At 71.3% G+C, this 21,983-nt stretch carries 24 protein-coding genes; 15 read left to right on the top strand and 9 right to left on the bottom strand.

Annotation, left to right across the window (positions count from 1 at the left end; translation table 11 throughout):
* Positions 1-81: 81 nt before the first annotated feature.
* The 3 genes from IEQ44_RS11795 to IEQ44_RS11785 all read left to right on the top strand — a co-directional run bounded on the left by IEQ44_RS11795 (position 82) and on the right by IEQ44_RS11785 (position 2,083).
* Positions 82-789: a winged helix-turn-helix transcriptional regulator gene (locus tag IEQ44_RS11795; RefSeq protein WP_193638667.1), complete on the top strand. Its 708-nt coding sequence runs from the start codon at positions 82-84 to the stop codon at positions 787-789.
* A gap of 194 nt (positions 790-983) precedes the next feature.
* Positions 984-1,385 (top strand): DUF6157 family protein, encoded by a 402-nt coding sequence (locus IEQ44_RS11790; protein ID WP_193638666.1) that lies wholly within the window; start codon positions 984-986, stop codon positions 1,383-1,385.
* A 77-nt stretch (positions 1,386-1,462) separates the two neighbouring features.
* Positions 1,463-2,083 carry a maleylpyruvate isomerase family mycothiol-dependent enzyme gene (locus IEQ44_RS11785; RefSeq protein WP_227487366.1) on the top strand — a complete coding sequence of 207 codons (621 nt, stop codon included), beginning with the start codon at positions 1,463-1,465 and terminating at the stop codon, positions 2,081-2,083.
* Positions 2,084-2,501: 418 nt separating this feature from the next.
* Here the strand turns inward: IEQ44_RS11785 and IEQ44_RS11780 are convergent, their stop codons facing one another.
* Both IEQ44_RS11780 and IEQ44_RS11775 read right to left on the bottom strand, forming a co-directional pair.
* Positions 2,502-2,849 (bottom strand): pyridoxamine 5'-phosphate oxidase family protein, encoded by a 348-nt coding sequence (locus IEQ44_RS11780; protein ID WP_193638665.1) that lies wholly within the window; start codon positions 2,847-2,849, stop codon positions 2,502-2,504.
* Positions 2,846-3,019 carry a hypothetical protein gene (locus IEQ44_RS11775; protein ID WP_193638664.1) on the bottom strand — a complete coding sequence of 58 codons (174 nt, stop codon included), beginning with the start codon at positions 3,017-3,019 and terminating at the stop codon, positions 2,846-2,848. Before IEQ44_RS11775 ends, IEQ44_RS11780 begins: the two co-directional genes overlap by 4 nt.
* Before the next feature lie 94 nt (positions 3,020-3,113).
* Here IEQ44_RS11775 and IEQ44_RS11770 point away from each other — a divergent pair, with 94 nt between their 5' ends.
* The gene (locus tag IEQ44_RS11770) at positions 3,114-3,539 is read left to right on the top strand and encodes a MarR family winged helix-turn-helix transcriptional regulator (RefSeq protein ID WP_193638663.1); all 426 of its coding nucleotides are present in this window, start codon (positions 3,114-3,116) and stop codon (positions 3,537-3,539) included.
* 19 nt (positions 3,540-3,558) lie between these two features.
* Here IEQ44_RS11770 and IEQ44_RS11765 read toward each other — a convergent pair whose 3' ends face one another.
* The 4 genes from IEQ44_RS11765 to IEQ44_RS11750 form a co-directional block, all read right to left on the bottom strand.
* Positions 3,559-4,215, bottom strand: coding sequence for an SDR family oxidoreductase (locus IEQ44_RS11765; protein WP_193638662.1), 657 nt, complete (start codon positions 4,213-4,215; stop codon positions 3,559-3,561).
* Between the two features lie 61 nt (positions 4,216-4,276).
* Positions 4,277-5,605, bottom strand: coding sequence for a hypothetical protein (locus IEQ44_RS11760; protein WP_193638661.1), 1,329 nt, complete (start codon positions 5,603-5,605; stop codon positions 4,277-4,279).
* Between the two features lie 60 nt (positions 5,606-5,665).
* The gene (locus IEQ44_RS11755; protein WP_227487365.1) at positions 5,666-6,178 is read right to left on the bottom strand and encodes a CarD family transcriptional regulator; all 513 of its coding nucleotides are present in this window, start codon (positions 6,176-6,178) and stop codon (positions 5,666-5,668) included.
* Positions 6,179-6,422: 244 nt separating this feature from the next.
* A complete protein-coding gene (locus IEQ44_RS11750; protein ID WP_193638659.1) occupies positions 6,423-8,246 on the bottom strand; it encodes a bifunctional metallophosphatase/5'-nucleotidase in 1,824 nt (607 codons plus the stop codon).
* Between the two features lie 179 nt (positions 8,247-8,425).
* Between IEQ44_RS11750 and IEQ44_RS11745 the strand changes: the two genes are divergently transcribed.
* Genes IEQ44_RS11745 through IEQ44_RS11730 form a run of 4 tightly spaced genes read left to right on the top strand, consistent with a single transcriptional unit; the run spans position 8,426 to position 11,674 of the window.
* Entirely contained in the window at positions 8,426-9,559 is a 1,134-nt protein-coding gene (locus tag IEQ44_RS11745) for an ABC transporter permease (RefSeq protein ID WP_193638658.1), read from the top strand.
* Complete coding sequence (locus IEQ44_RS11740; RefSeq protein ID WP_193638657.1) at positions 9,556-10,224, top strand: ABC transporter ATP-binding protein; 669 nt, start codon at positions 9,556-9,558, stop codon at positions 10,222-10,224. Before IEQ44_RS11745 ends, IEQ44_RS11740 begins: the two co-directional genes overlap by 4 nt.
* Positions 10,225-10,227: 3 nt before the next feature.
* Positions 10,228-10,806, top strand: a complete 579-nt coding sequence (locus IEQ44_RS11735; RefSeq protein WP_193638656.1) for a TetR/AcrR family transcriptional regulator — start codon at positions 10,228-10,230, stop codon at positions 10,804-10,806.
* Positions 10,807-10,831: 25 nt separating this feature from the next.
* On the top strand, positions 10,832-11,674 hold the full coding sequence (locus IEQ44_RS11730; protein WP_193638655.1) for a lysoplasmalogenase: 843 nt from the start codon (positions 10,832-10,834) through the stop codon (positions 11,672-11,674).
* On the opposite strand, the gene IEQ44_RS11725 is transcribed toward IEQ44_RS11730, so the two are convergent.
* The gene (locus IEQ44_RS11725; RefSeq protein WP_319804637.1) at positions 11,625-13,319 is read right to left on the bottom strand and encodes a dolichyl-phosphate-mannose--protein mannosyltransferase; all 1,695 of its coding nucleotides are present in this window, start codon (positions 13,317-13,319) and stop codon (positions 11,625-11,627) included. The two genes, IEQ44_RS11730 and IEQ44_RS11725, sit on opposite strands and share 50 nt — an antisense overlap.
* A 50-nt stretch (positions 13,320-13,369) precedes the next feature.
* Here IEQ44_RS11725 and rsmI point away from each other — a divergent pair, with 50 nt between their 5' ends.
* From rsmI to IEQ44_RS11690, 7 genes are all read left to right on the top strand, one after another.
* The gene (rsmI, locus tag IEQ44_RS11720) at positions 13,370-14,230 is read left to right on the top strand and encodes a 16S rRNA (cytidine(1402)-2'-O)-methyltransferase (protein ID WP_193638654.1); all 861 of its coding nucleotides are present in this window, start codon (positions 13,370-13,372) and stop codon (positions 14,228-14,230) included.
* Positions 14,227-15,111 carry an alpha/beta fold hydrolase gene (locus tag IEQ44_RS11715; protein WP_193638653.1) on the top strand — a complete coding sequence of 295 codons (885 nt, stop codon included), beginning with the start codon at positions 14,227-14,229 and terminating at the stop codon, positions 15,109-15,111. The genes rsmI and IEQ44_RS11715 overlap by 4 nt, the downstream gene beginning before the upstream one ends.
* Positions 15,108-16,031: a TatD family hydrolase gene (locus tag IEQ44_RS11710; protein ID WP_193638652.1), complete on the top strand. Its 924-nt coding sequence runs from the start codon at positions 15,108-15,110 to the stop codon at positions 16,029-16,031. The genes IEQ44_RS11715 and IEQ44_RS11710 overlap by 4 nt, the downstream gene beginning before the upstream one ends.
* A gap of 225 nt (positions 16,032-16,256) precedes the next feature.
* Positions 16,257-17,393, top strand: a complete 1,137-nt coding sequence (locus IEQ44_RS11705) for a resuscitation-promoting factor (protein WP_193638651.1) — start codon at positions 16,257-16,259, stop codon at positions 17,391-17,393.
* A 43-nt stretch (positions 17,394-17,436) separates the two neighbouring features.
* A complete protein-coding gene (gene rsmA, locus IEQ44_RS11700; RefSeq protein WP_193638650.1) occupies positions 17,437-18,300 on the top strand; it encodes a 16S rRNA (adenine(1518)-N(6)/adenine(1519)-N(6))-dimethyltransferase RsmA in 864 nt (287 codons plus the stop codon).
* Entirely contained in the window at positions 18,297-19,229 is a 933-nt protein-coding gene (locus IEQ44_RS11695) for a 4-(cytidine 5'-diphospho)-2-C-methyl-D-erythritol kinase (RefSeq protein ID WP_319804636.1), read from the top strand. Before rsmA ends, IEQ44_RS11695 begins: the two co-directional genes overlap by 4 nt.
* A gap of 41 nt (positions 19,230-19,270) precedes the next feature.
* A complete protein-coding gene (locus tag IEQ44_RS11690; protein WP_193638649.1) occupies positions 19,271-21,103 on the top strand; it encodes an ABC-F family ATP-binding cassette domain-containing protein in 1,833 nt (610 codons plus the stop codon).
* Between the two features lie 21 nt (positions 21,104-21,124).
* Here IEQ44_RS11690 and IEQ44_RS11685 read toward each other — a convergent pair whose 3' ends face one another.
* Both IEQ44_RS11685 and IEQ44_RS11680 read right to left on the bottom strand, forming a co-directional pair.
* Entirely contained in the window at positions 21,125-21,349 is a 225-nt protein-coding gene (locus IEQ44_RS11685; protein ID WP_193638648.1) for a helix-turn-helix domain-containing protein, read from the bottom strand.
* A 1-nt stretch (position 21,350) separates the two neighbouring features.
* Positions 21,351-21,974, bottom strand: coding sequence for a DUF2975 domain-containing protein (locus IEQ44_RS11680; RefSeq protein ID WP_193638647.1), 624 nt, complete (start codon positions 21,972-21,974; stop codon positions 21,351-21,353).
* Positions 21,975-21,983: the final 9 nt, after the last annotated feature.

Genomic DNA, 21,983 nt, shown 5'->3' with positions numbered 1-21,983 from the left:
GTCTCGCGTGCGTGCCAGCCATCGACCTTGGCACTACGAATAGTGAAGCACACACTACGACAGTAGTAGTAGCATGTGTCAATGGCGGCTCGACGGTCCTACGGCTCATACAACGACGGCTGTGCCGCCGCTCACGCTCTCGACCTCATCGGGGAACGGTGGACGATGATCGTGGTGCGCGAGCTTCTGCTGGGCCCGAAGCGTTTCTCCGACATCCAGCGAGACGTGATGGGCATCGGACCCGCCGTCCTGACCCAGCGCCTGCATGATCTGGAGACCGCCGCCATCGTGCAACGACGCCGTCTGGCCGGACCCGGCCGGATCGATGTCTACGAACTGACCGAATGGGGCTACGGGCTGGAAGCCGTCAACACGGCGTTGTCGCTATGGGCCGTGGGATCACCCGCGCTGCCCCGCGAGGCGGACCTGAGCCCCGACACCGTGGTCCTCGCGATGCGCGCACACGCCCGGGCGGCCTCCGGCAGCCCAGACGAACGACGTGTCGCGCTGATCCTCACGGACTCCCGGCGAAACGACGCTCAGCCGGTCACCTATCTGGCGCGGATGTCCAAGCAACGCACGACCATCGACCGGTCGCCGGAACCGGAAAGAGTCGACGCGGAGGTGTCGGCCACAAGCCGGGACTGGAAAGCGTGCGTGATCGGCAGCGTCCCCCTCGAGCAACTGCCGGACATCGACGTGTCCGGCAGCGCCGACGTCGTGCAACAGCTGATCAATGCGACGGCGCTCAGCGGAACTCCGAGCTCCTCCCTCAACACAGAGGCCTGAGACCGTACGAATCGTCGACGTTGGGCAGGTGAGTGGGCGAAGCCGTACAGCATTACCAAATCCTGGCCACTGTCCGCTTACTATCCGACAGTGGTCACGGTCGCGTGACGATCCTCAGTCGGTGAAGAGCTTTGGCATCCCGGCCTGCCTACGACTCCTCGCCGGGTGTCGCACCCCACTGTCATGATGTGTTGATGCACACGACCAATTACGTGAACACGCTGATCGCGGTGTCACCAGACACCAAGGCCGTGGCGGCGACGGCACCACCTACAGGAAAGGGATCGGTCGCCGAACTGCAGTTCGCGATGATGCATGGCCATGACTACGAACTGACGAGCGACGATGTGCTCTTCGGTGTCTTTGCCGACCGCAAAGGCATCGACACCCAGGAGCGGAAAGCAGCACGTGCCGAGTTCTTTTCCAAGGGACAGCCCTGCTTGCGGACCTCGCCGTTGGCCAAGAGCTATGGCTGGGGCATCCATGCCAATGCAGAGGGCCGCGTCGCACTCGTGCCGATGGGGTCCAGTAGGTACAACGACCTGATGAATGACGACGCGACCGTCAAGCGGGCGGCCATGAAGACATCTCGCTAGGCAACCGGCGAGGCTAGTCCGTGACTCGACCGCCTGAGGCGAGCGCGAACCCGAAGCTATGTGGAAAGGACGTGGTCATGGACGCCATGGCGATGGCAGCTGCCGAGCGGGCCGAGATGGCCGACTTCCTCGAGTCGCTGTCGGCCGAGCAGTGGGATGCGCCCAGTCTCTGTGCGGGCTGGCGGGTGCGAGACGTGGCCGCGCACGTCGTCAGTTACGAGGAGCGCAGCCGAATCGAGGTCCTCAGGTTGTTTGCCCGGGCTGGCTTTCGGCCCGCGAGGCTCAACACTGAGGCGATGGTCGACTACCAGCATCGCCCTCCGGCCGAGTTGGTCGCGTTCCTGCGGGCGCATCTGGAGCCGCGCGGCACGACCGCAGCCCGGCGTGGTGGCGTCGGCTTGGTCGACAGCCTCATCCACCACCAGGACATGCGCCGCCCCCTGGGGATGAAGCGCGATATCCCCGCCCAACGGCTGCGATACGCGCTGCCCTTCGCAGTCACCGCACCTCCGCTGGGCGGCTGGTGGCACGGGCGTGGGGTCCGGCTGGTCGCTACCGACGTCGACTGGGTCCGCGGCAAGGGACCCGAGGCACGCGGCACCGGCGAGGCGGTGCTCATGGCTCTGGCCGGGCGACGCGGTGTCGCGAGCGAGCTTGCCGGCCCCGGCGCGTCATTGCTCCAGGATCGTCTGGGCTGACCGACCGTGATGGACGGCAACGCCGTCAGACAGAGCATCTACCGCAAGCGGATCCTCATTCGGGACGCTCTGCTGCGGTGTAGAAGCACACGCCCAAGCCCGTGTCGGCGCTGGACGCGTCGGCCCGGCGGCTGTGAACTGAGCCTTGCGGACGTCAGGCGACCGCTTAACCCAGCAGGCGGTCCGCCCGTGGATCCGTCGTCCGGCCGTGGCCCCCGTGGCCCCCGAGTCGGAGATTCGGGCTATTCGTGGCAAGCACTGCAACGCACGGAAGCGGTTGCGCATTTGGGAGATGGAAGCAAGGAACACCTTCGCAATGAGAAGGTCAGGGGTTCGAATCCCCTCAACTCCACCAGACGGTGAGACCCCGTCCCCACGCTGGTCGGCGAGGGGACGGGGTCTTCTGCATCGGCAGCCCTCAGATGCCCCACGAGATGATCGAGACCGGCGTCACCCGGATCGCGTCGGCGGTGTCGTCGTAGCAAGCAGTTCCCCGGACGACCAGGGCCCAGGGGTTCCATCCCCGGGCGTCGTCCACCCCGTCGATGACGACGGCGGCCCTGGGCTGAGCCCTGAGGTGTTTCACGCGTTGCGTGGAGCCGACGTCGCGACCGGTCAGCAGGAGGTCGCCGCTGGCGGCGTCGAACGACCAGCCGGTGGGCACCACGTGGGGCATCCCGGTGGAGTCGACGGTCGCGACTCGCGCCAGCCCGCGCGGTGCGGCGAGGAACGCGTGCTCCGCCTCCGTGAACATGGTCCGAGTCATGAGTCTGCGCCCCGGGCCGCGAACTCGGCCCCGGCCCACCCGGCGACGAGGTGGGTGGTGAGACTGACCAGCCCGGTCACCGCGAGCGCCCCGGCTCCGGCACGCACGGCTGCAACGACCGGTCTACGAACGGTGGGACCAGGGCGGCGGAGCAGGTCAGTGGCAGCCATGAGAGATCCTTTGGTACGTCAATGGTTGAGGTACTCATGCAATCACTCATGCATGGCGAGGTCAATCGTTGAGTTGGTCAAGTAGCGTGCGGGCATGACCAACGATGCTGCGCGTCTGGGTGAGGCCCACGCACTCACGCGCCTGCTCTTCCGGGTCGTCGACCGGGTGCAGCAGGACTTCAGCGACGTCGTCGCCGAGGCCGGGCTCACCCCGCCCCTGGCGCGCATGGTGCTCGTGCTCGAGACGCCGCAGTCCATGCGTGCGCTCGCAGACCACCTGGGGTGCGACGCCTCCAACGTCACCGGCCTGACCGACAGGCTCGCCTCCCGCGGGCTGGTCGAACGCGTCGCGGGTCAGGACCGTCGCGTCAGGTTGGTGGCCCTCACCGATGAGGGTCGGTCGGTGCGCGCCCAGTTGGCCACCCAGGTGGCCGCGGGCTCCACCGTGATGCGTCGCCTCGACGCCTCCCAACGGTCAGCCCTGCGGCCCCTGCTGGAGGCCATACTCACCTCGGAGTGAGGGGGGTGAGCTCAGGAGCTCATCCCCGCACCGCTTCGTCGATCGGTGTTCCGCCGTTGCGGAAGGCGATGGTCCGGTTGGCGGTGGCGTCCTCTGCCAGCACCGCAGCGGTCATCAGGGCGACGTCGCCACGGCTGACGGAGGTGTTGCCGTCGTCGGGCACATCGTCGAGCACGTCGACCTGACCGGTCGGCTCTTCCAGGGTCAGCATCCCGGGCTGCAGGATCGTGTACGTCAGCCCCGAGGTGCGCAGGTGCTCGTCGGCGGCCACCTTGGCGTCGGCGTAGGCGAAGAAGGAGTCGTCCTCGGGCGGCAGGTTCTCCTTCGCCGCGCCCAGGAACGAGACCATCACGTAGCGCCGGATGCCGGCGGCCTTGGCTGCCTCCATCGAGCGCACGGCGGCGTCTCGGTCGACTGCGTACGTACGCTCCGGGTCACCGCCCCCGGCTCCGGCCGACCAGACGACGGCGTCATGGTCGCGGACCAGCTCGGTCAGCGCCTCGGTGCTCATGGTCTCGACGTCGCCGACGACGGCCTGCGCGCCGGTGGCGGCGACCTCGGCCTCGTGGTCGGGGTTGCGGAAGACGCTCGTGACCTCGTCACCGCGCTCGACCAGGTGCGGGGCCAGGCGCATGGCGACCTTGCCGTGCCCGCCGATGATCAGGACCTTGGACATGGGTGCTCCTCACGTGTGGGTGAGAGCAGAGGTTCCCCCTCAGCCGGGAGGCGGAAACGCGTCAGCGTCGCACGCGGAAACGCTGGGTGGCTGCCTTGCCGAAGCCCTTCTGGTTGCGGGCCTGGACGCGAACCACGAGTCGACCCGGCGGCAGCTTGCCGCGACGGAGCACGACCTTCCGCTTGGACACGACCCGCTTCACGACGGTGCGCTTGCCCTTCTTCACCACGACGCGGTACTTCGTCACCTTCGCGCCGCCGTTGACGGCGGGCTTGCGCCACGTCACCGCCCGACGCGCCTTCCGCGGGCCGCCGGCCACCTTGAGGGCCCGGACCTTGCCCGGTGTACGGACGCGCGGCTTCGGCGGCGGGGCGAGGAGGTCGGCGTAGGTGTAGAGCGCGTCGTCCGCCTCGTCGGTGACCACGACCTGACGGTCCGGACGCACCGTCATCCCGCGGGGCAGGTCGATGTCGTGGAACTCGCCCTCCAGTTGCGCGACGGGCCGGCTCGAGGCGGTGGCGCCGGGGGCATAGACCACGACCGGGGTCGGTGAGAACTGGGCCGTCACGTAGACGTGACCCTCCGAGCCCAGGGCCAGTCCGGTGACCGGTCCGGCATTGGCGGGAAGGGAGCGAATGGGGGCCGCGTCGCCGGCTGCGCCGGCTGCGAACGTACGCACCTGTCCGGTCCAGGTGCCGACGGTCAGCTCGCCGGTGGTGGCGAGCACGACGCGGTAGGGCTGGTCGAGGCCGGTGGCGGGGCCCAGGATGCGGCGCTCGGGCGCGGTGTCACCCGTCGCCTCGACGTCGAAGACCAGGACGGCATCGTCGTCGCGGTTGGTCACCGCCACGCGGTTGCGCTCCACGTCGATCCCTGCGGGCCCGTCGAGCAGGGTCGCGGCACCCTTCAGCACCCGGATCGGGGCGACGTTGCCGTGGGCGCCGGCGGCGAAGACGGAGATGCTGTCGTTGAGGGCGTCGGCCACGAAGACGCGGCCGCTCGAGTCCACGTCGACCCCGGTCGGACGACGCAGGCCGGTCAGGTTGCCCGCGATGCGCCGCAGGGGAGCGACGTCTCCGTCGGCGGAGCCGGAGTGCACCGTGATCGACCAGTCGGTGCCGAGGTCGTAGGCGCCCTCGTTGACGGCGACCAGCAGGTTGCCGGGCGCCACGGAGACCTGTCCGGGGTTCCACAGCTGGGTGGCGCCGCCCTGGATGGTCCGCAGGGGGCTGGCCTGGACGGACTGCGCTGACGGCGCCGCGCGCGAGGAGGATGCCGTCGCGGATGTGGGGGACTCGGGGGAGGACGCCGTGGCGACCACCCCGGAGAGGGAGGCCGCCACGAGCGTGGTGGCACATGCGCTCGCCCCGAGCCAGCGTCGCGTGGTCATCACCCCAGTGTGGCAGTGCCCACGCCGTCGGGCCAGCGGTTCGCGATCTCGTTCACGAGATCAGGCCTGGGCAGGCTCCGCGGCCGTCTCCAGACCCAGCACCGCGGCGCGCAGCAGCTCCTCGGCCGCGTCCTCCTCGATCGCGAGGGAGAGCGCCAGCTCCGCGAGCACGAGACGGCTCGAGGTCTTGAGCATCTCGCGCTCGTTGGGGGAGAGGCCGTGCTCCTCCTGGCGACGGATCAGGTCGCGCACCACGCTGGCGGTGGTCGGCAGGTCACCGAGCTTGAGGCGCTCGCTGTTGGCCTTCATGCGACGCGACCAGTTCTGCTCCTGGGCGCCGGTGGGGGCGCGCAGCACGTCGAGCAGGTCGTCGGTCTCCTTCTGGGCGAACACGGCACGGACCCCGACCTCGTCGGCCTGGTCGACCGGGAGGTTGATGGAGAGGTCGCTGCTGTGCACCTGCAGCTCGAGGTACTGCCGCTCCTGCCCCTTGAAGGTACGGCTGAACACCTTGGCCACGGTGGCGGGACCGTGGTGGGGGTGGATGACCGTCTGGCCCTGGGAGAACTCCATGATCACACTCTTCGGTTGGTGCGGATTGTGCGTGGTGCCGTCCTCCTCGAAGAGCCTGCTGGACAGGCTGCACGAGCAGAACGGCGTCTCCATTCTCTCACGCCGTCCCACATGCTTCAGCCACTCGGCCAGAGCAGGCCGGACAGAGCAGACCGGACAGCGCAGCTCGGCCAGTGCGCGGACAAGGCTGTCCCGGCCGGGGGGTGGCCCCCGGCCGGGGCGGCTTCCGTCAGGGCAGCTTCCGTCAGGGCAGCTCGGTGACCCGGTCCGTCGGCGCCGGCTGCAGTGAGGGGTTCGCCGCCATGTAGGCGATCAGGGCTGCCAGGTCGTCGCCGCCACCGCTGCGGCCGGTGCCCTCGGTGAGCACCGTGAACCCGTCGCCGCCGTCGGCGAGGAAGTTGTTGGTCGTCACCCGGTAGGTCGCCTCCGGGTCGACGACCGTGCCGTTGATCCGGATCGTGGCGGGGTCGACCTTGTCCCCGGCTGGCCGGGAGAGGTCGTAGGTGTAGGTGAAGCCGTCGGAGACCCCGAGGTGGAGTCGCACGGCGGTGTCGGTGAACTGCTGCTCCAGGAGGCGTTCGATGGCCTCGCCGGTCAGGTCCATGGTCACCACGAGGTTGCCGAACGGCTGCACCGCGAAGGCCTCCCCGTAGGTGACCTCACCTGGCTGCTCACCACCGCTGACCTGGCTGTGCGTCAGGTCGGCCCGGACGCCGCCGGGGTTCATGAAGGCGACCACCGAGCCACCGTCCTCGGGTGAGGAGGTGGCGGCCAGCTGGGCGTCGGCGATGAGGTTGCTGAGCGCCGACTCCGTGGCCCGGTCGGCGGCCCGGGTGATGTCGGTGGCGATGGTGCCCACCACACGGTTGGCGATCGGGGCGGCCAGCGCGTTCCACTTCGCGATGATGGAGCTCTGCTGCGGGTCCGCCGCCACGTCACGGGTCACGAGGTGGTTGGTCGAGGTCACCTCGTCGCGCAGCACGTCGCCGGAGCGCCGGTCGAGCTGCAGCCAGGTCTCGGTGACGACCCGGCCGAGCGCCGAGGCGCTGGTGACGTGTCGCGGGTTGCCCCTCGGGTCGGGGAGCGTGCAGACGTAGGGCGAGTGGGTGTGTCCGGTGACCAGCAGGTCGACCTCCGCGTCGAGGTTGTCGTGGATCGTCCTGATCGGGTCGGAGAGGCCGCCGCACTCGTCGTAGCCGCCGGGGGCGAAGCCGCCCTCGTGCAGCAGCACCACGAAGGCCTCGACGCCGTGGCGTCGCTTGAGCTGACGGACGAGGGTGTTGGCGGTCTCGGCCTCGTCGAGGAACTCGACGTCGCGGATGCCGGCCTGGGCGACGATCTCCGGGGTGCCCTCGAGGGTCATGCCGATGTAGGCCACCTTCACGCCCTGGTAGCGGCGGATCTCGTAGGGCGGCAGCACCGTGCGTCCGGCCTTGCCGTGCCCCTTCTTCTTGCCGTGCCCCTTCTTGGGGCGCTGCTTCTTGTTGTCCCCGGGGGCAGCGCCCTCCTTGTACTTCACGTTGGCGGCGAGCCACTGGAAGTCGGCGCCGCCGAAGCGTTCGTCGGTGTAGCAGCCGTCGACGGGGTGGCATCCGCCGTGCTGCATGCGGAGCAGCTCGGTCACGCCCTCGTCGAACTCGTGGTTGCCCACCGACGAGATGTCGAGCCCCATGGCGTCGAGCGACTCCACCGCGGGCTCGTCGTGGAAGAGGCCGGAGAGGAACGGGGTGCCGCCGATCAGGTCGCCGGCCGCGACGGTCGTGGAGTGGCGTACGCCCTCGCGCAGCTGCGACAGGTGCGTGGCGAGGTGTTCGGCGCCACCGACCACGGTGTTGCTGGGGTCCTCGGCGGCCCCGAGGGTGGCGCTGCTGCCCGCGGGAGCCTCCAGTTGACCGTGGAAGTCGTTGAAGGAGAGCACCTGGACGGGCACCGGCCCATGGGGGTGCGTGGGCTTCGGCTTCTTGGGGCCCGGAGCGGCCTGGCCGGCCGTTCCGAGTGAGCTGAGGACGAGTGTGGTGGCAGCCAGGGTGGCGGCGACCGCCCCGATGCGGGTACGCCTGACGGACATGGTGCTCCTCGAGAAAGCAGGGGTGATGTCCTTGGCATCCTGCGTCACGCACGGGGTGGTGTCCACAGCAGGAAGTGAGTCGCCTCACTCCGGACACGCGATGTGCACCTGGCGTTGGGCTTCCCGACATGGCGTCCGTAAACTTCCCGACGTCGTGTCGTCAAGTGGTAGGTGACCCCATGTTCCTGGCTCTGCGTGAGCTCCGATTCGCGAAGGCCCGCTTCGGCCTGATGGGCGCGGTCATCGTCCTGATCGCGATCCTGATGGTGCTGCTCAGCGGCCTGTCCCAGGGTCTCGTCAGGGACGGTGTCTCCGGGCTCCAGGCTTCGCCGGTGAGCGCCTTTGCCTTCCAGGAGGACGTCCAGAAGGACTCGGCCTTCACTCGTTCCTCCGTGCCGGTCGAGAAGGCCGACGAGTGGGCCGCCCAGCCCGGCGTCGCCGACGCCGCGCCCTTCGGCCTCTCCCTGGTCAACGGCGCCAACCAGGACGGCAAGCAGGTCGACCTCACCCTCATCGGTGTCGAGCCCGGCACGTTCGTCGAGCCCGAGGCCGCCGAGGGTGAGGGCCTGGGCGCCGAGAGGGGCATCGTCGTCTCCGAGCACGCGAAGGACGACGGCCTCGCCCTGGGCGACGTCGTGACCCTCGAGGGCTCCGGCATCGAGCTCGACGTCGTCGGCTTCCTCGACGGCCAGCACACCTTCGGCCACGTCGACATGGCCTACGTCGACCTCGCCACCTGGCAGCGGGCCAACGCCGGCACCAGCGAGGGCGAGGAGCTGCCCGCCGTCCGCGTCGGCCAGGTCACCTCGATCGCGCTCGCCCACGAGGAGACGCCGACCGCCGAGGCGCTCGAGGCGGGCGACGCGGCCGTCGGCACGACCACGATGACCAAGAAGGACTCCTACGGCGCCTCGCCCGGCTACACCGCCGAGACGATGACGTTGCAGATGATCCAGGTCTTCCTGTACGCCATCTGCGCCATGGTCGCCGGGGCGTTCTTCACCGTCCTGACGATCCAGCGCAAGCCCGAGATCGCCGTGATGCGGGCGATGGGTGCCTCCACCGGCTACCTGCTGCGAGACGGTCTCGGTCAGGCGTTGCTGCTGCTCCTCGGCTCCGTCGGTGTCGGGATCGGACTCGGTGTCGCGATGGGTGCCGCCCTGCAGGGCACCGCCATGCCGTTCGCCTTGGTCGCCGGACCGATCGTCCTGGCTGCCGTCCTGCTGATCGTCCTGGGTCTCGCCGGTGCCGCGGTCGCCATCGTCCGCATCGCCAAGGTCGACCCCCTCACCGCCCTGGGAGCCTCCCGATGACCGGCCTGCAGATCACCGACGTCTCGCTCGTCCATGGCGACGGCGAGGACACCGTCACCGCGCTCGACCACGTGTCCCTGACCGTGGCCCCCGGCGAGTTCGTCGCCGTCCTCGGGCCGTCCGGCTCGGGCAAGTCGTCGCTGCTGGCGGTCGCCGGAGGACTCACCACCCCCACCTTGGGCTCGGTGAAGATCGGCGACGTCGAGCTGGTCGGCAAGAAGAACAAGGAGCTCTCGAAGCTCCGCCGCGAGCACGTCGGCTTCGTCTTCCAGTCCTCCAACCTGGTGCCGGCGCTGACCGCGCTCGACCAGCTCAGGCTGCCGACGACCTTCGGGAAGTACCCCGACGCCCGCGACCCGCTCGACCTGCTCAAGCAGGTCGGCATGGAGCACAAGGCCGACAGGCGTCCGCACCAGCTCTCCGGTGGTGAGCGGCAGCGCATCGGCATCGCCCGGGCGCTGATGGTGCGACCCCAGGTGCTGCTGGTCGACGAGCCGACCGCGGCACTCGACCGCAAGCGCTCCCAGGAGGTGGTCGAGCTGCTGGCCGCCGAGACGCGGGAGCACGGCGTCGCCACCGTGATGGTCACCCACGACCACGACGTGATCCGCCACTGCGATCGGGTCTACGAGATGGTGGACGGGCGTCTGAGCCCTAAGGTCTGAGCCGTGCCCCGCATCAACGCCGAGACCCTGGCTGAGCACCGCGCCCAGCAACGGCGAGCGATCCTCGACGCCGCTCGTGAGCTGCTGGCCGAGGCCAGCCGCGACCCCGCCGGCGCGGCGCCGACGCTGGCCCAGGTGGGTCGGCGGGCCGGGTTGGCGCGCTCCAGCCTCTACCAGTACTTCTCGTCGCGAGAGGCCCTGATGGACGCGGTCATCTCCGACGTGTTCCCCCAGTGGCAGGCACGACTGCGGGCGGCGATGGACGCCACCGCGACCCGCGGGGAGAAGGCCCGCGCCTACTGCCGGGTGAGTCTCGAGTTGGTGGCCGAGGGGGAGCACGCGGTCGTGGCCGGCCTGTCGGTGCACGCGCGCGACCGCGTCACCAGCGCCGGCAAGGAGCTGCACGACACGGTCGTACGCCCCGTGGTCGACGCCCTCGGCGGCAGCGAGCGCGTGGCCGAGATGGTGCAGTCAGTCGTGTGGACCGCCTCCAAGCAGGTCGAGGGCGGGCGGGGTGTCGCCGAGGTGATGACCGAGGTCGAGACCGTGCTCGGTCCGTTCTTCGATCGGCTCGACGCCTGACGGCCTGTGGGGCAGGCTGTGCGCCATGCGAGTGAGATCCGGACGCACCGTCCTGTCCCGGCTGGCCCACCTGGCGCGCGTCAAGGGCGTACGTGCCCGCACCGCTGTGCCCTTCTGGGGCGTCACCGGGGTGCACCTGGCCGCACAGCTCGTGCTCGCCGCGGGTGTGCCCGGGGCCGGCGTGGTGGCCCCGGTGACCAAGACGTTGTTGATGCCCGCCCTCGCGCTGGTGCTCGCCGACGGACTGCGCCACTCCGGCCACTCCGGCCGCGTCGACCGCAGCGCGCCCGGGTGGTGGCCGTGGGCGGCCGTGGCGGTGACCTTCAGCTGGTTCGGTGACCTGGCGCTGATCAGCCCCGACCTCTTCCTCGCCGGCGTCGGCCTCTTCGGCATCGCGCAGGTGGCCTACGCCGCCACCTTCGTCGCGGCGGGGGATGCGTCGCGTACGTCCTCGCGCCCCGGCCTGCTCGCGCCCTACGCGGTGTGGTGGCTCGCGCTCGCCGGCTTCTTCGCCGCCACCGGCGGGGTCAACCCGTTCCTCTTCGCGGTCTCGGGCTACGGGTTGGCGCTCGGCACGATGGCCTTCCTGGCCCACCGCATCTCGCCGGCGACCGCGACCGGCGCAGCCCTCTTCGTCGCCTCCGACTCCCTCATCGGCCTGCGAGGGGCCGGCCTCGAGCTGCCCGCCCACGGATTCTGGGTGATGTCGACCTACCTGGCGGCCCAGTGGTTGATCGTGCGCGGCCTGGTGGAGGTAGCCGGGGCAGCCGGGGCAGACGGGCACGACGAGACGGCCCCGGCACCCGGCGCGGCGGCGCTCAGATCCAGGACTTCAACCACATCCGCGACAGCCACTCCGGGTGCGTGATCAGCTGGTCGGTCCACACCGGCCAGAACCACCCGAAGGCCAGCACCACGGCGGCCACGAAGACGCCTGAAACCGCGGCACCCCACGTCCGTCGCCGTGAGGGGCGTCGGTCCGGTCCGAGCAGCGTCCCGATGACCATCGTCAACGCCAGCACCACGAAGGGCAGGATGGCGATGGCGTAGAAGAGGAAGATCGTGCGGTCGTCGTAGCGCAGCCACGGCAGCCAGGTCGAGGCGACACCGACCACCGCCACCCCGTAGCGCCAGTCGCGACGGCCGATCCACAGCACCAACGACGCCACCAGCGCCGCGCAGCCGGCCCACCACAGGATCGGGTTGCCCAGCAGCAGCACCTGGCGCAGGCAGGTCGAGCCCGCCGCGGCCTCGCAGCCCTGGTCGCCGGGCTGGATGTCGAGGTCGGCGGCGACGCCCACCGGGCGGTTCATCAGCAACCAGCCCGCCGGTTTCGAGGCGTAGGTGTGGGTGGAGTCGTTGAGGAACTGGGTGTGGAAGTTCCAGGCGTCGCGGTGGTAGGAGCCCAGCGACCGGAACGTCTGCCACGTCTCCTTGGGCGCGCAGAAGGACGTGAAGGCGTCGCCGACGCCGTCGCAGGCCGCGTCGGGCTCGACGGCGCTGGCCCACTTCTCGCCGCCGTCGAAGCGGGTGTACTGGGTGTCGGACAGGTGCTCCTCGTACTCCTCGGCGTTGAGCATCCAGCCGGTCCAGGACAGCACGTAGACGACGAAGGCGACGCCGACGAGCTGCACGAAGGCGGGGATCCCGTCGACGACCACCGACTTCGCCCAGGCCCACGGCACGCGCAGGGCTCGCCGCGCGGCGGCGTTGGAGAGCCACAGCCACACGCCGAAGGCGGCCAGGGGATAGAGCGCGGTCCACTTGGTGCCCGCGGCCAGGCCGAACCAGAGACCGGCCGCGACCAGCCACGGCCGCCCGAGCAGCAGCGGACCCCATCCGCCGACGGCCGTGTCGGCCGCCGCGCGCATGCGGGCGGTGAACCACTGCCGGTCGGCGATCACGCAGTGCACGCCCAGCAGCATGAAGAGCGCCAGGAAGATGTCGAGCAGCGCCAGGCGCGAGAGCACCAGGTGGAGCCCGTCGAGGGAGAGCAGGAAGCCCGCCACCAGGCCGAGGAAGACCGAGCCGGTGAGCCGCGCCGCCAGGCGGCACATCACCAGCACCATCAGCGAGCCGGCGACCACCGAGGCCACCCGCCAGCCGGTGGGGTCCATGCCGAAGGCCCACTCACCCAGGGCGATCATCCACTTGCCGACCTCGGGGTGGACCACCATCTCGGGGTTGTCCAGCCAGCTCGACGTGGCGTCGCCGCCGAGGATCGCCTCGTCGGCCCCCTCGGCATAGCTGCGTACGTAGCCGTGGTGCAGCAGCGACCAGCCGTGCTTGGCGTAGTAGGTCTCGTCGAAGGCGAAGGAGTTCGGCTCGCCCAGACGCACCAGCCGCACCGCCAGGGCGAAGAGCGCCATCGCCACCGCTGCGCCCCACGCGACGAGCGGGTGCTCGAGGCCCCAGCGGGTCCGCGCGTGCGCCGGGGCCACGCCACGCGGCGTCGGCGTCCGGGCCTCCGCAGGCGTCGCCGAGCGGGCCGCGTTCTTCGCTGGTGGGGTCACGATCGGTCACTGTAGTCATCCCGTGCGGTGGCGCACGGCAGGATGGGGCCATGTCTGAGACGCCGTCGTCGCCCCCGAACTCCGCCGGTGTGCTGGTCCTGGCCGGGACCCCGATCGGTCGCCCCGACGACGCCCCGCCGCGCCTTGCCGAGGAGCTGGCCGGCGCCGACGTGGTGGCGGCCGAGGACACCCGCCGACTCAAGCGGCTCACCACCGACCTGGGCATCACGCTGTCGGGTCGGGTGCTCTCCTACTTCGAGGGCAACGAGCAGGGACGTACGCCCCAGCTGCTCGAGGCGCTGCTGTCGGGCGACCGTGTGGTGCTGGTGACCGACGCCGGCATGCCGAGCGTCTCCGACCCCGGCTACCGGTTGGTGGCCGCTGCCGTCGAGGCGGGCGTGCGGGTCACGGCCGTGCCCGGCCCGAGCGCCGTGCTCACCGCGCTGGCGGTCTCCGGTCTGCCCGTCGACCGCTTCTGCTTCGAGGGCTTCCTGCCGCGCAAGGCCGGCGAGCGGGGCCGCCGCCTCGCGTCGCTGGCGGGGGAGGAGCGCACGATGGTCTTCTTCGAGGCCCCCCACCGCACCGAGGCGGCGTTGGCGGCGATGGCGCAGGCTTTCGGCGACGAGCGTCCCGCGGCCGTCTGCCGTGAGCTCACCAAGACCCACGAGGAGGTCGTGCGCGGCGGCCTCGGCGAGCTGGCGGCGTGGGCGGGCGAGGGCGTACGTGGTGAGGTCACCGTCGTCGTGCAGGGAGCGGAGGCGACCGCAGCGGTCGAGAACACCCCCGAGGCGTTGCGCGCCGCCGTCGCCGACCACGAGTCTGAGGGGATGAGTCGCAAGGACGCGATCCTGGCCGTCGCCAAGCTGGCCGGCGTGCCGAAACGAGAGGTCTACGAGGTGGTGCACCGATGAGGACGACCTACGCCCACGACGGGCTCGAGTTCGACGTCACCGAGGGAGGCCCGGCCGACGGTGACCCGGTGGTGCTGCTCCACGGGTTCCCGCAACGGGCCACCTGCTGGCGCCTCGTCGAGCCGCTGCTGCACCAGGCAGGGCTCCGGACCTACGCGCCCGACCAGCGGGGCTACTCGCCGGGTGCGCGGCCCCGCGGCCGCTGGGCCTATCGGGTGCCGACGCTCGTGGCCGACGTGGTCGCGCTGATCGAGCGCATCGGCACCCCGGTGCACCTGGTCGGTCACGACTGGGGCGCCACGGTCGCGTGGGGGGTGGCGGCTTCGCGGCCCGACCTCGTCACCGGTCTGACCGCGCTGTCGGTGCCTCACGGCAGCGCGATGAAGCGCGCGGCGCTGCGCGGTGGCCAGGCGTTGCGTTCCTCCTACTTCGGCGTCTTCAACGTGCCCGGCCTCGTCGAGGGGCTCACGAAGGCGCGCCCGGACCTGCTCGACCCGGTGTGGCGTCGCAGCGGCATGGACGACGAGCAGGTCGCCCGCTTCCACCGCGAGATCGTCGACGACGGCGCGCTGCCGTACGCCCTCGGCTGGTACCGCGGCCTCCCGCTGGCCGCGCTGCCGAAGATGGTGCCCGGCCTGGGAGCGTTGGTCGGCGATCGCAGCGACGGGCCGTCGTGGACGTCGCGGTCGCGCGTGCCCACCACGTACGTCTGGAGCACCGGCGACACCGCCATCTCGCGCGCCGCGGCCGAGGCGTGCGGCGACTTCGTGCTGGCCGACTACCGCTACGTCGAGCTCGAGGGCGTGAGCCACTGGATCCCCGAGGAGGCCCCCGGCGTGGTGGCCGAGGCCGTCGTCAGCCGGGTGCGAGGAGACCGATGACCGCCCACGACCGCAACGCATCCAAGATCGCGCAGACCGACGGACCCGTCCGCGAGCGGGCCGCCACCGAGGAGACCACCGGTGCCCGCCGTGACCGGAGTCGCCCGCCCGCTCCGGAGCCGCTGCCCCACCCGGTGGTCGACAACCACTGCCACCTCGACATCGCCGACGGCGACTGGATCTCGGTCGAGGAGGCGCTGGCTCGCGCCGCCGCGGTGGGGGTGACCCGGATCGTGCAGATCGGCTGCGACCTGCCCGGCGCGCGATGGGCGGTGGAGTGCGCTCGCTCGCACCCCGCGATCGTGGCCGGGGTCGCGCTGCACCCCAACGAGGCGCCCCGGCTCGCGGAGCGTGGCGAACTGGAGTCCGCGCTCGAGGAGATCGAGCGACTCGCCGCCGACGACCGGGTGCGGGCGGTGGGGGAGACCGGCCTCGACTTCTTCCGCACCGGCCCCGAGGGTCTGCGGGCGCAGGAGGAGAGCTTCCGGCGCCACGTCGACATCGCCAAGCGGCTCGACAAGACGCTGGTCATCCACGACCGCGACGCCCACGACGACGTGCTCCGGGTGCTGGACTCCGAGGGCGCCCCGCAGCGTTGGGTCATGCACTGCTTCTCCGGTGACGCCGACTTCGCCCGTGCCTGCGTCGAGCGGGGAGCGCACCTCTCCTTCGCCGGCACGGTGACCTTCAAGAACGCCGACCCCCTGCGAGCGGCGCTGCGGGCAACCCCGCAGGACCGGATCCTCGTGGAGACGGACGCGCCGTTCCTGACGCCGGTGCCCTACCGAGGGCGGCCCAACGCCTCCTACCTGGTGCCGCTCACGATGAGGGCGATGGCCGAGGTGCGCGAGGAGGACCTGGGCGAGCTCTGCGCGGCCGTCGACGCCAACACCTCGACCGCCTTCGGTGGCGCCTGGTGAGCCGAGAGGCTCGTCACGTCGCCCGCCGAGTTGACGCGTTCGAGTTGGGCGTCTTCCTCATTGTGGTTATCGTCGTGGGCTGAAGGCCGGGATCAGGAACCCCCCACCCCGACCAGTGCAGCCGCGTCAGGCCCCGCGCCGAGCCCGGCAGACCACCACACCTTCCCCTTCGGTGGCGGTCCGCACCGGTCCCTGAGGCCCGGGAACCACCACGTTCGGAGAACCGTGCGAGTCGCACCGTCCATCCAGTCAGTCCTGCACAGCCGCAAGCTCCTCATCGCCCTCACGGCAGTCGTCGCCCTCGCCCTCGCGGGCACCACCCTGGGCTACGCCTCCCTCAGCAAGTCGGTCACGCTCACCCTGGACGGGAAGTCCAGCGAGGTCAGCGTGATGGGAGGCACCGTCGAGGAGGTCCTCGCCGCCGAAGGCATCGAGGTCGGTGAGCGCGACGAGGTCGCGCCCGCCCTCGACAGCGAGGTCTCCGACGGCTCCGCCATCACCGTCGCCTTCGCCCGCCCCCTGGACCTGGTCGTCGACGGCAAGGAGTCCACCCACTGGGTGACCGCCACCGACGTGGCCGGCGCGCTGGACCAGATCGGACGTCGCTTCTCCGGCGCCGACCTCTCGGTCAGCCGCTCGTCGTCGATCCGCCGCTCCGGCATGGAGCTCGAGGTCGTCACCCCCAAGGCGATCCGCGTCGCGGTGGGTGCCGGCAAGACCCGCAAGGTCGACGTCGCGGCCCTCACCGTCGGTGACGTGCTCGACGAGCTGGGTGTGAAGGTCGGCAAGCACGACAAGGTCACCCCCCGCCCCGGCAAGCGGATCAAGGCGGGCGACAAGGTCGTCGTGACCCGCATCAAGATCGTCCGCAAGGACGTCGACGGCGAGGCGATCGACTTCTCCACCGTCGAGCGCGAGGACGCCTCGATGCCCGAGGGCGAGCAGTCCGTGGTCCGCGAGGGCCGCACCGGGCTGCGCGACGTGGTCTACGAGCTGCGCTACGAGAACGGCAAGCTGGTCGCCCGCAAGGTCGTCTCCGCCGACGTGCGCCGCAAGGCCGTGGACGCGATCGTGAAGGTCGGCACCAAGGCCCCCGAGGTCCCGGCGGCCAACTACGCCGGCGGCAACACCGTCTGGGACCGCCTCGCCCAGTGCGAGTCCGGTGGCAACTGGAGCATCAACACCGGCAACGGCTACTACGGCGGCCTGCAGTTCAGCGCCGCCACGTGGGCCTCGGTCGGCGGCAGCGGCCTGCCGCACCAGCACTCCCGCGAGGAGCAGATCAAGCGCGGCAAGATCCTGCAGGCCCGTGCCGGGTGGGGCCAGTGGCCGCACTGCTCGGCGAAGCTCGGCCTGCGCTGACGCCAGTTGGGCCCCTTTCGGGGCGACAACTACCCTTGCGCGCATGACCCACGCATCGGCCGGCCCCCGTCTGCTGGGGCCGGCCGACGTGCGTCAGCTGGCCGCCCGCCTCGACCTGCGGCCGACCAAGCAGCGCGGCCAGAACTTCGTGATCGACCCCAACACGGTGCGCCGCATCGTGCGTGACTCGCACGTCACCGCCGACGACGTCGTCGTCGAGGTGGGCCCGGGCCTGGGCTCACTGACCCTGGCCCTGCTCGAGGTGGCCCGTCGCGTCGTCGCCGTCGAGGTCGACCCGCTGCTGGCCGGCCTGCTCCCGGAGACGATCGAGACCTACGCGCCCGGTCAGGCCGACCGGTTCGAGGTCGTGCTGGGCGACGCGCTGCGGATCACCGAGGTGCCGGGCCCACCGCCCACGGCCCTGGTCGCCAACCTGCCCTACAACGTGTCGGTGCCGGTGCTGCTGCACATGCTCACCCTGCTGCCGTCGCTGGAGCGGGGCCTGGTCATGGTCCAGGCCGAGGTGGCCGACCGGCTCGCGGCGACGCCCGGCTCGAAGGTCTACGGCATCCCCTCGATCAAGGCGTCCTGGTTCGCTGACGTCCGCCGCGCCGGCTCGATCGGGCGCAATGTCTTCTGGCCGGCGCCCAACGTCGACTCCGGCCTCGTGGCCTGGACCCGGCGCGAGCCGCCCGCCACCACCGCGACCCGCGAGCAGGTCTTCGCGGTCGTCGACGCCGCCTTCGCCCAGCGCCGCAAGACGTTGCGCTCGACCCTGAAGTCGCTGGTCGACGGCTCCGGCGAGCGGGCCGAGGCGGCGCTTGTCGCGGCCAGCGTCGACCCGCAGGCCCGCGGCGAGACGCTGGTGCTCGACGACTTCGTCCGCATCACCGAGGCGCTGCTGTGAGGCCCGACCCGGGTGGGCGACCGGGGGCGGTCCGGGTGCGGTCCGCCGCGAAGATCAACCTCCACCTCGGTGTCGGCGCCCCACGCGACGACGGTTTCCACCCCCTCGACACCGTCTACCAGGCCGTCAGCCTCTACGACGACCTGACCGCGAGTCGGGCCGACGACTGGTCGGTGACCACGCGCACGGCTGTCCACCTCGGCGACGTCGCGCTCCCCGGACCCGGCGACAACATCGTCGACCGGGTCGCCGAGCTGCTCTGCGCGACCCGGTGCGACGAGGGGTGTCGCCCGACCGCGCGGGTCGAGATCGACAAGACGATCCCGGTCGCCGGCGGCATGGCCGGGGGCTCCGCCGACGCCGCGGCGGCCCTGGTCGCCCTCGACCGCCTGTGGGACCTGCGTACGCCCGACGACGCGCTCCTCGACCTCGCGGCGCAGCTGGGCTCCGACGTGCCCTTCGCCCTCGTCGGCGGCACCGCCCACGGCCTCGGCCGCGGCGAGGTGGTCACCGCGGTGGAGGACCACGGCTCCTGGGCGTGGGTGGTCGTGCCCGACACGGGTGGGCTCTCCACCCCGGCGGTCTACCGGCACTGGGACACCCTCTTCCCCGACGCCCCCGCCACCCCCGCCCCGGCGCAGCCCGTGCTGACGGCTTTGGCGTCGGGCGACCCGATGGCGCTGGCCGCGGCGCTGCGCAACGACCTCGAGGCGGCCGCGGTCGACCTGCGACCCGACCTGGGCGAGCTGATCGCCCGCGGCGAGGCCGAGGGCGCGCTGCGCGGCATGGTGTCGGGCTCCGGGCCGACCTGCGTCTTCCTCTGCGAGTCGCCCGAGGCCGCCCGCGACGTCGCCACCGCCCTGTCGGCGACCCGCGACGTCGTGCTCACCGCCCACGGCCCCGTCGCGGGCGCCCACCTGCTCGGCTGAGCCACCCCGCCGAGCGCCACGACCCGAGAGAAACGAACCCGATGGCCAACCTCCTCAACCTCGAGCGCGTCTCCAAGGCGTACGGCATCAGGCCGCTGCTCGACGACGTCTCGCTCGGCATCAACGTGGGTGAGCGGGTCGGCATCGTCGGGCGCAACGGGGGTGGCAAGACCACGCTGCTCGAGGTGATGACCGGTCTCGAGGAGCCCGACACCGGCCGCGTCTCGCACGTCGGGGGCATCGACATCGGCTACCTCCACCAGGGCGACGAGCTCCACGACTCCCACACCGTGCGGGAGGCCGTGCTGCGGGGCAAGGCCGACCACGAGTGGGCCGGTGACCCCGCTGCCCGGGGCGTGGTGCGCGAGCTGCTGGCCGGCATCGACCTGGACCGCGTCGTCGACGGGCTCTCCGGTGGCGAGCGGCGTCGTTGCGCGTTGGCGGCGCTGCTGCTGGAGCCCCACGACCTGGTCGTGCTCGACGAGCCCACCAACCACCTCGACGTGGAGGCGGTCGCCTGGCTGGCCGGCCACCTGGTCGCGCTGTCGTCGGCGCTGGTCGTGGTCACCCACGACCGCTGGTTCCTCGACGCGGTCTGCCAGACCACCTGGGAGGTGCACGACGGGAAGGTCGACTCCTACGAGGGCGGCTACGCGGCGTTCGTGCTGGCCAAGGCCGAGCGGCAGCGACAGGCCGCCGCCAGTGAGGTGCGCCGGCAGAACCTCGTGCGCAAGGAGCTGGCCTGGCTGCGCCGCGGCGCCCCGGCCCGGACATCCAAGCCGAAGTTCCGCATCGACGCGGCCAACGAGCTGATCGCCGACGTGCCGGAGCCGCGTGACCGGATGGAGCTGCAGAAGTTCGCCACCCAACGCCTGGGCAAGGACGTCATCGACGTCGAGGACGTCGACCTCTCCCGCGGCGAGAAGGTGCTGCTGAAGGGCGCCACCTGGCGGATCGGTCCCGGCGACCGCATCGGCATCGTCGGCGTCAACGGCGCCGGCAAGACCTCCGTGCTCCACCTGCTCTCCCACGGCCTCGAGCCGCAGCACGGCAAGGTCAAGCACGGGCGTACGGTCGCCCTCGCCCACCTCACCCAGGCGATCGACGAGGTCGACGCGGGCGCCCGGGTGCTCGAGACGGTCGACTCGATCCGCCGCGAGATCCGCACCAGCGACGGCCAGACCTTCACGCCGACGTCGCTGCTGGAGCGCTTCGGCTTCACCGGCGACCGGCTCACCGCCCGACTCGGCGACCTGTCGGGTGGTGAACGCCGCCGCTTCCAGCTGCTGAAGCTGCTGCTGGAGGAGCCCAACGTGCTGCTGCTCGACGAGCCCACCAACGACCTCGACATCGAGACCCTCAACGTGCTCGAGGACTTCCTCGACTCCTGGCCCGGCACGCTCGTCGTCGTCTCCCATGACCGCTACTTCCTCGAGCGGGTGACCGACTCGGTGTGGGCCCTGATGGGTGACGGGCAGATCGCGATGCTGCCGCGCGGGGTGGACGAGTACCTCGAGCGCCGGGCGGCCGGGCTGCACCAGCCCGCTGCCCTGTCGACCACGCCCGCCACCCGCGGGACGTCGCCGCCGCCGCCCGCCGGGGCGTCCGCCGGCGATGACGTCGCGAAGACGACGAGCGGGGGAGCCGGCTCTGCGGAGGCGCGGGCGGCCCGCAAGACGATGGCGCGCATCGACAAGCAGATGGAGAAGCTGGCGGCCGCGGAGCAGAAGATCCACGCCGAGCTGGCCGAGCTGGCCTCGGGGTCGGACTACGACCGGATGTCCGCGCTCAGCGCGCAGCTCACCGAGCTGGGTGCCGAGCGCGAGGAGCTGGAGATGGAGTGGCTCGAGGCCGCGGAGGTCGCCGAGGGCTGAGCGTCTGGCCGGAGACCCGGTTCAGTCGCGCTCGACGACGAAGAGGTCGCCGGGCTGGCACTCCAGCACGTCGCAGATCGCGGTCAGGGTGGTGAAGCGGATCGCCTTGGCGCGCTGGTTCTTCAGGACGCTGAGGTTGACGTTGGTGACGCCGATCGCCTCGGCCAGGGCAGTGACCGTCATGCCGCGGTCAGCGAGCAGCTCGTCGAGCCGGCACACCACCCGGTGGGGTTCCTCGACCGGCACGTCACACCAGCCCGTCGACGTCGTCGGCGAGCCGGGCGCCGCGGGCGAACGCCTCGGCGACGGAGGCGACGACCAGGGCGACGGTGCCCACGAGCAGGAGCAGGAAGGGCTCGAGCACGAAGACGGCGTCGTTGGAGTCCGCGAGGCCCGAGGTGGCGAGCTGGGCCTGCAGCACCGCGTCGGTGGCCGGCACGACCAGCATCGCCGCGAGCAGGGTGGCGGCGATGCCGCGCAGGGCGTTCACGGAGCGCCGGGTGAACGGTTCCCCGGAGGCGATGGCGGTCAGCAGTCGGATGCCCAGCCAGGCCAGCAGGGCGGCGGTGAGGCTCAGCGCGAGCCCCGGCGCCAGCGCAGCGAGCCGGTCGGTGGTCGTGGGCGAGGCCAGCGTCACCAGCACGTCTCCGGACCACGCCACCTCCGCACCTTCGCGGGCAGCCACCTGCGTCGCGGCCGCATCCACCGTGATGCCACCCTCCAGAGGCTCGTCGCGCAGCCACTGCCACAGCGGACGGGCCACGGTGACCAGCGCGACGGCGAGGGCGCTGAGGGCCAGGGCGAACCGGGCGACCTGGAAGTCGCGCGGGTCGAAGGTGAGCAGCCGGTCAAGCCGCGTCGCGTCAGTCATGGTGGTCCC

Origin of the sequence: Nocardioides malaquae (assembly GCF_015070385.1) — a bacterium.
Taxonomy (GTDB): Bacteria; Actinomycetota; Actinomycetes; order Propionibacteriales; family Nocardioidaceae; genus Nocardioides; species Nocardioides malaquae.
The sequence above is the reverse complement of the archived record's forward strand: the minus strand, read 5'-3'. Positions and strand labels throughout refer to the sequence as shown.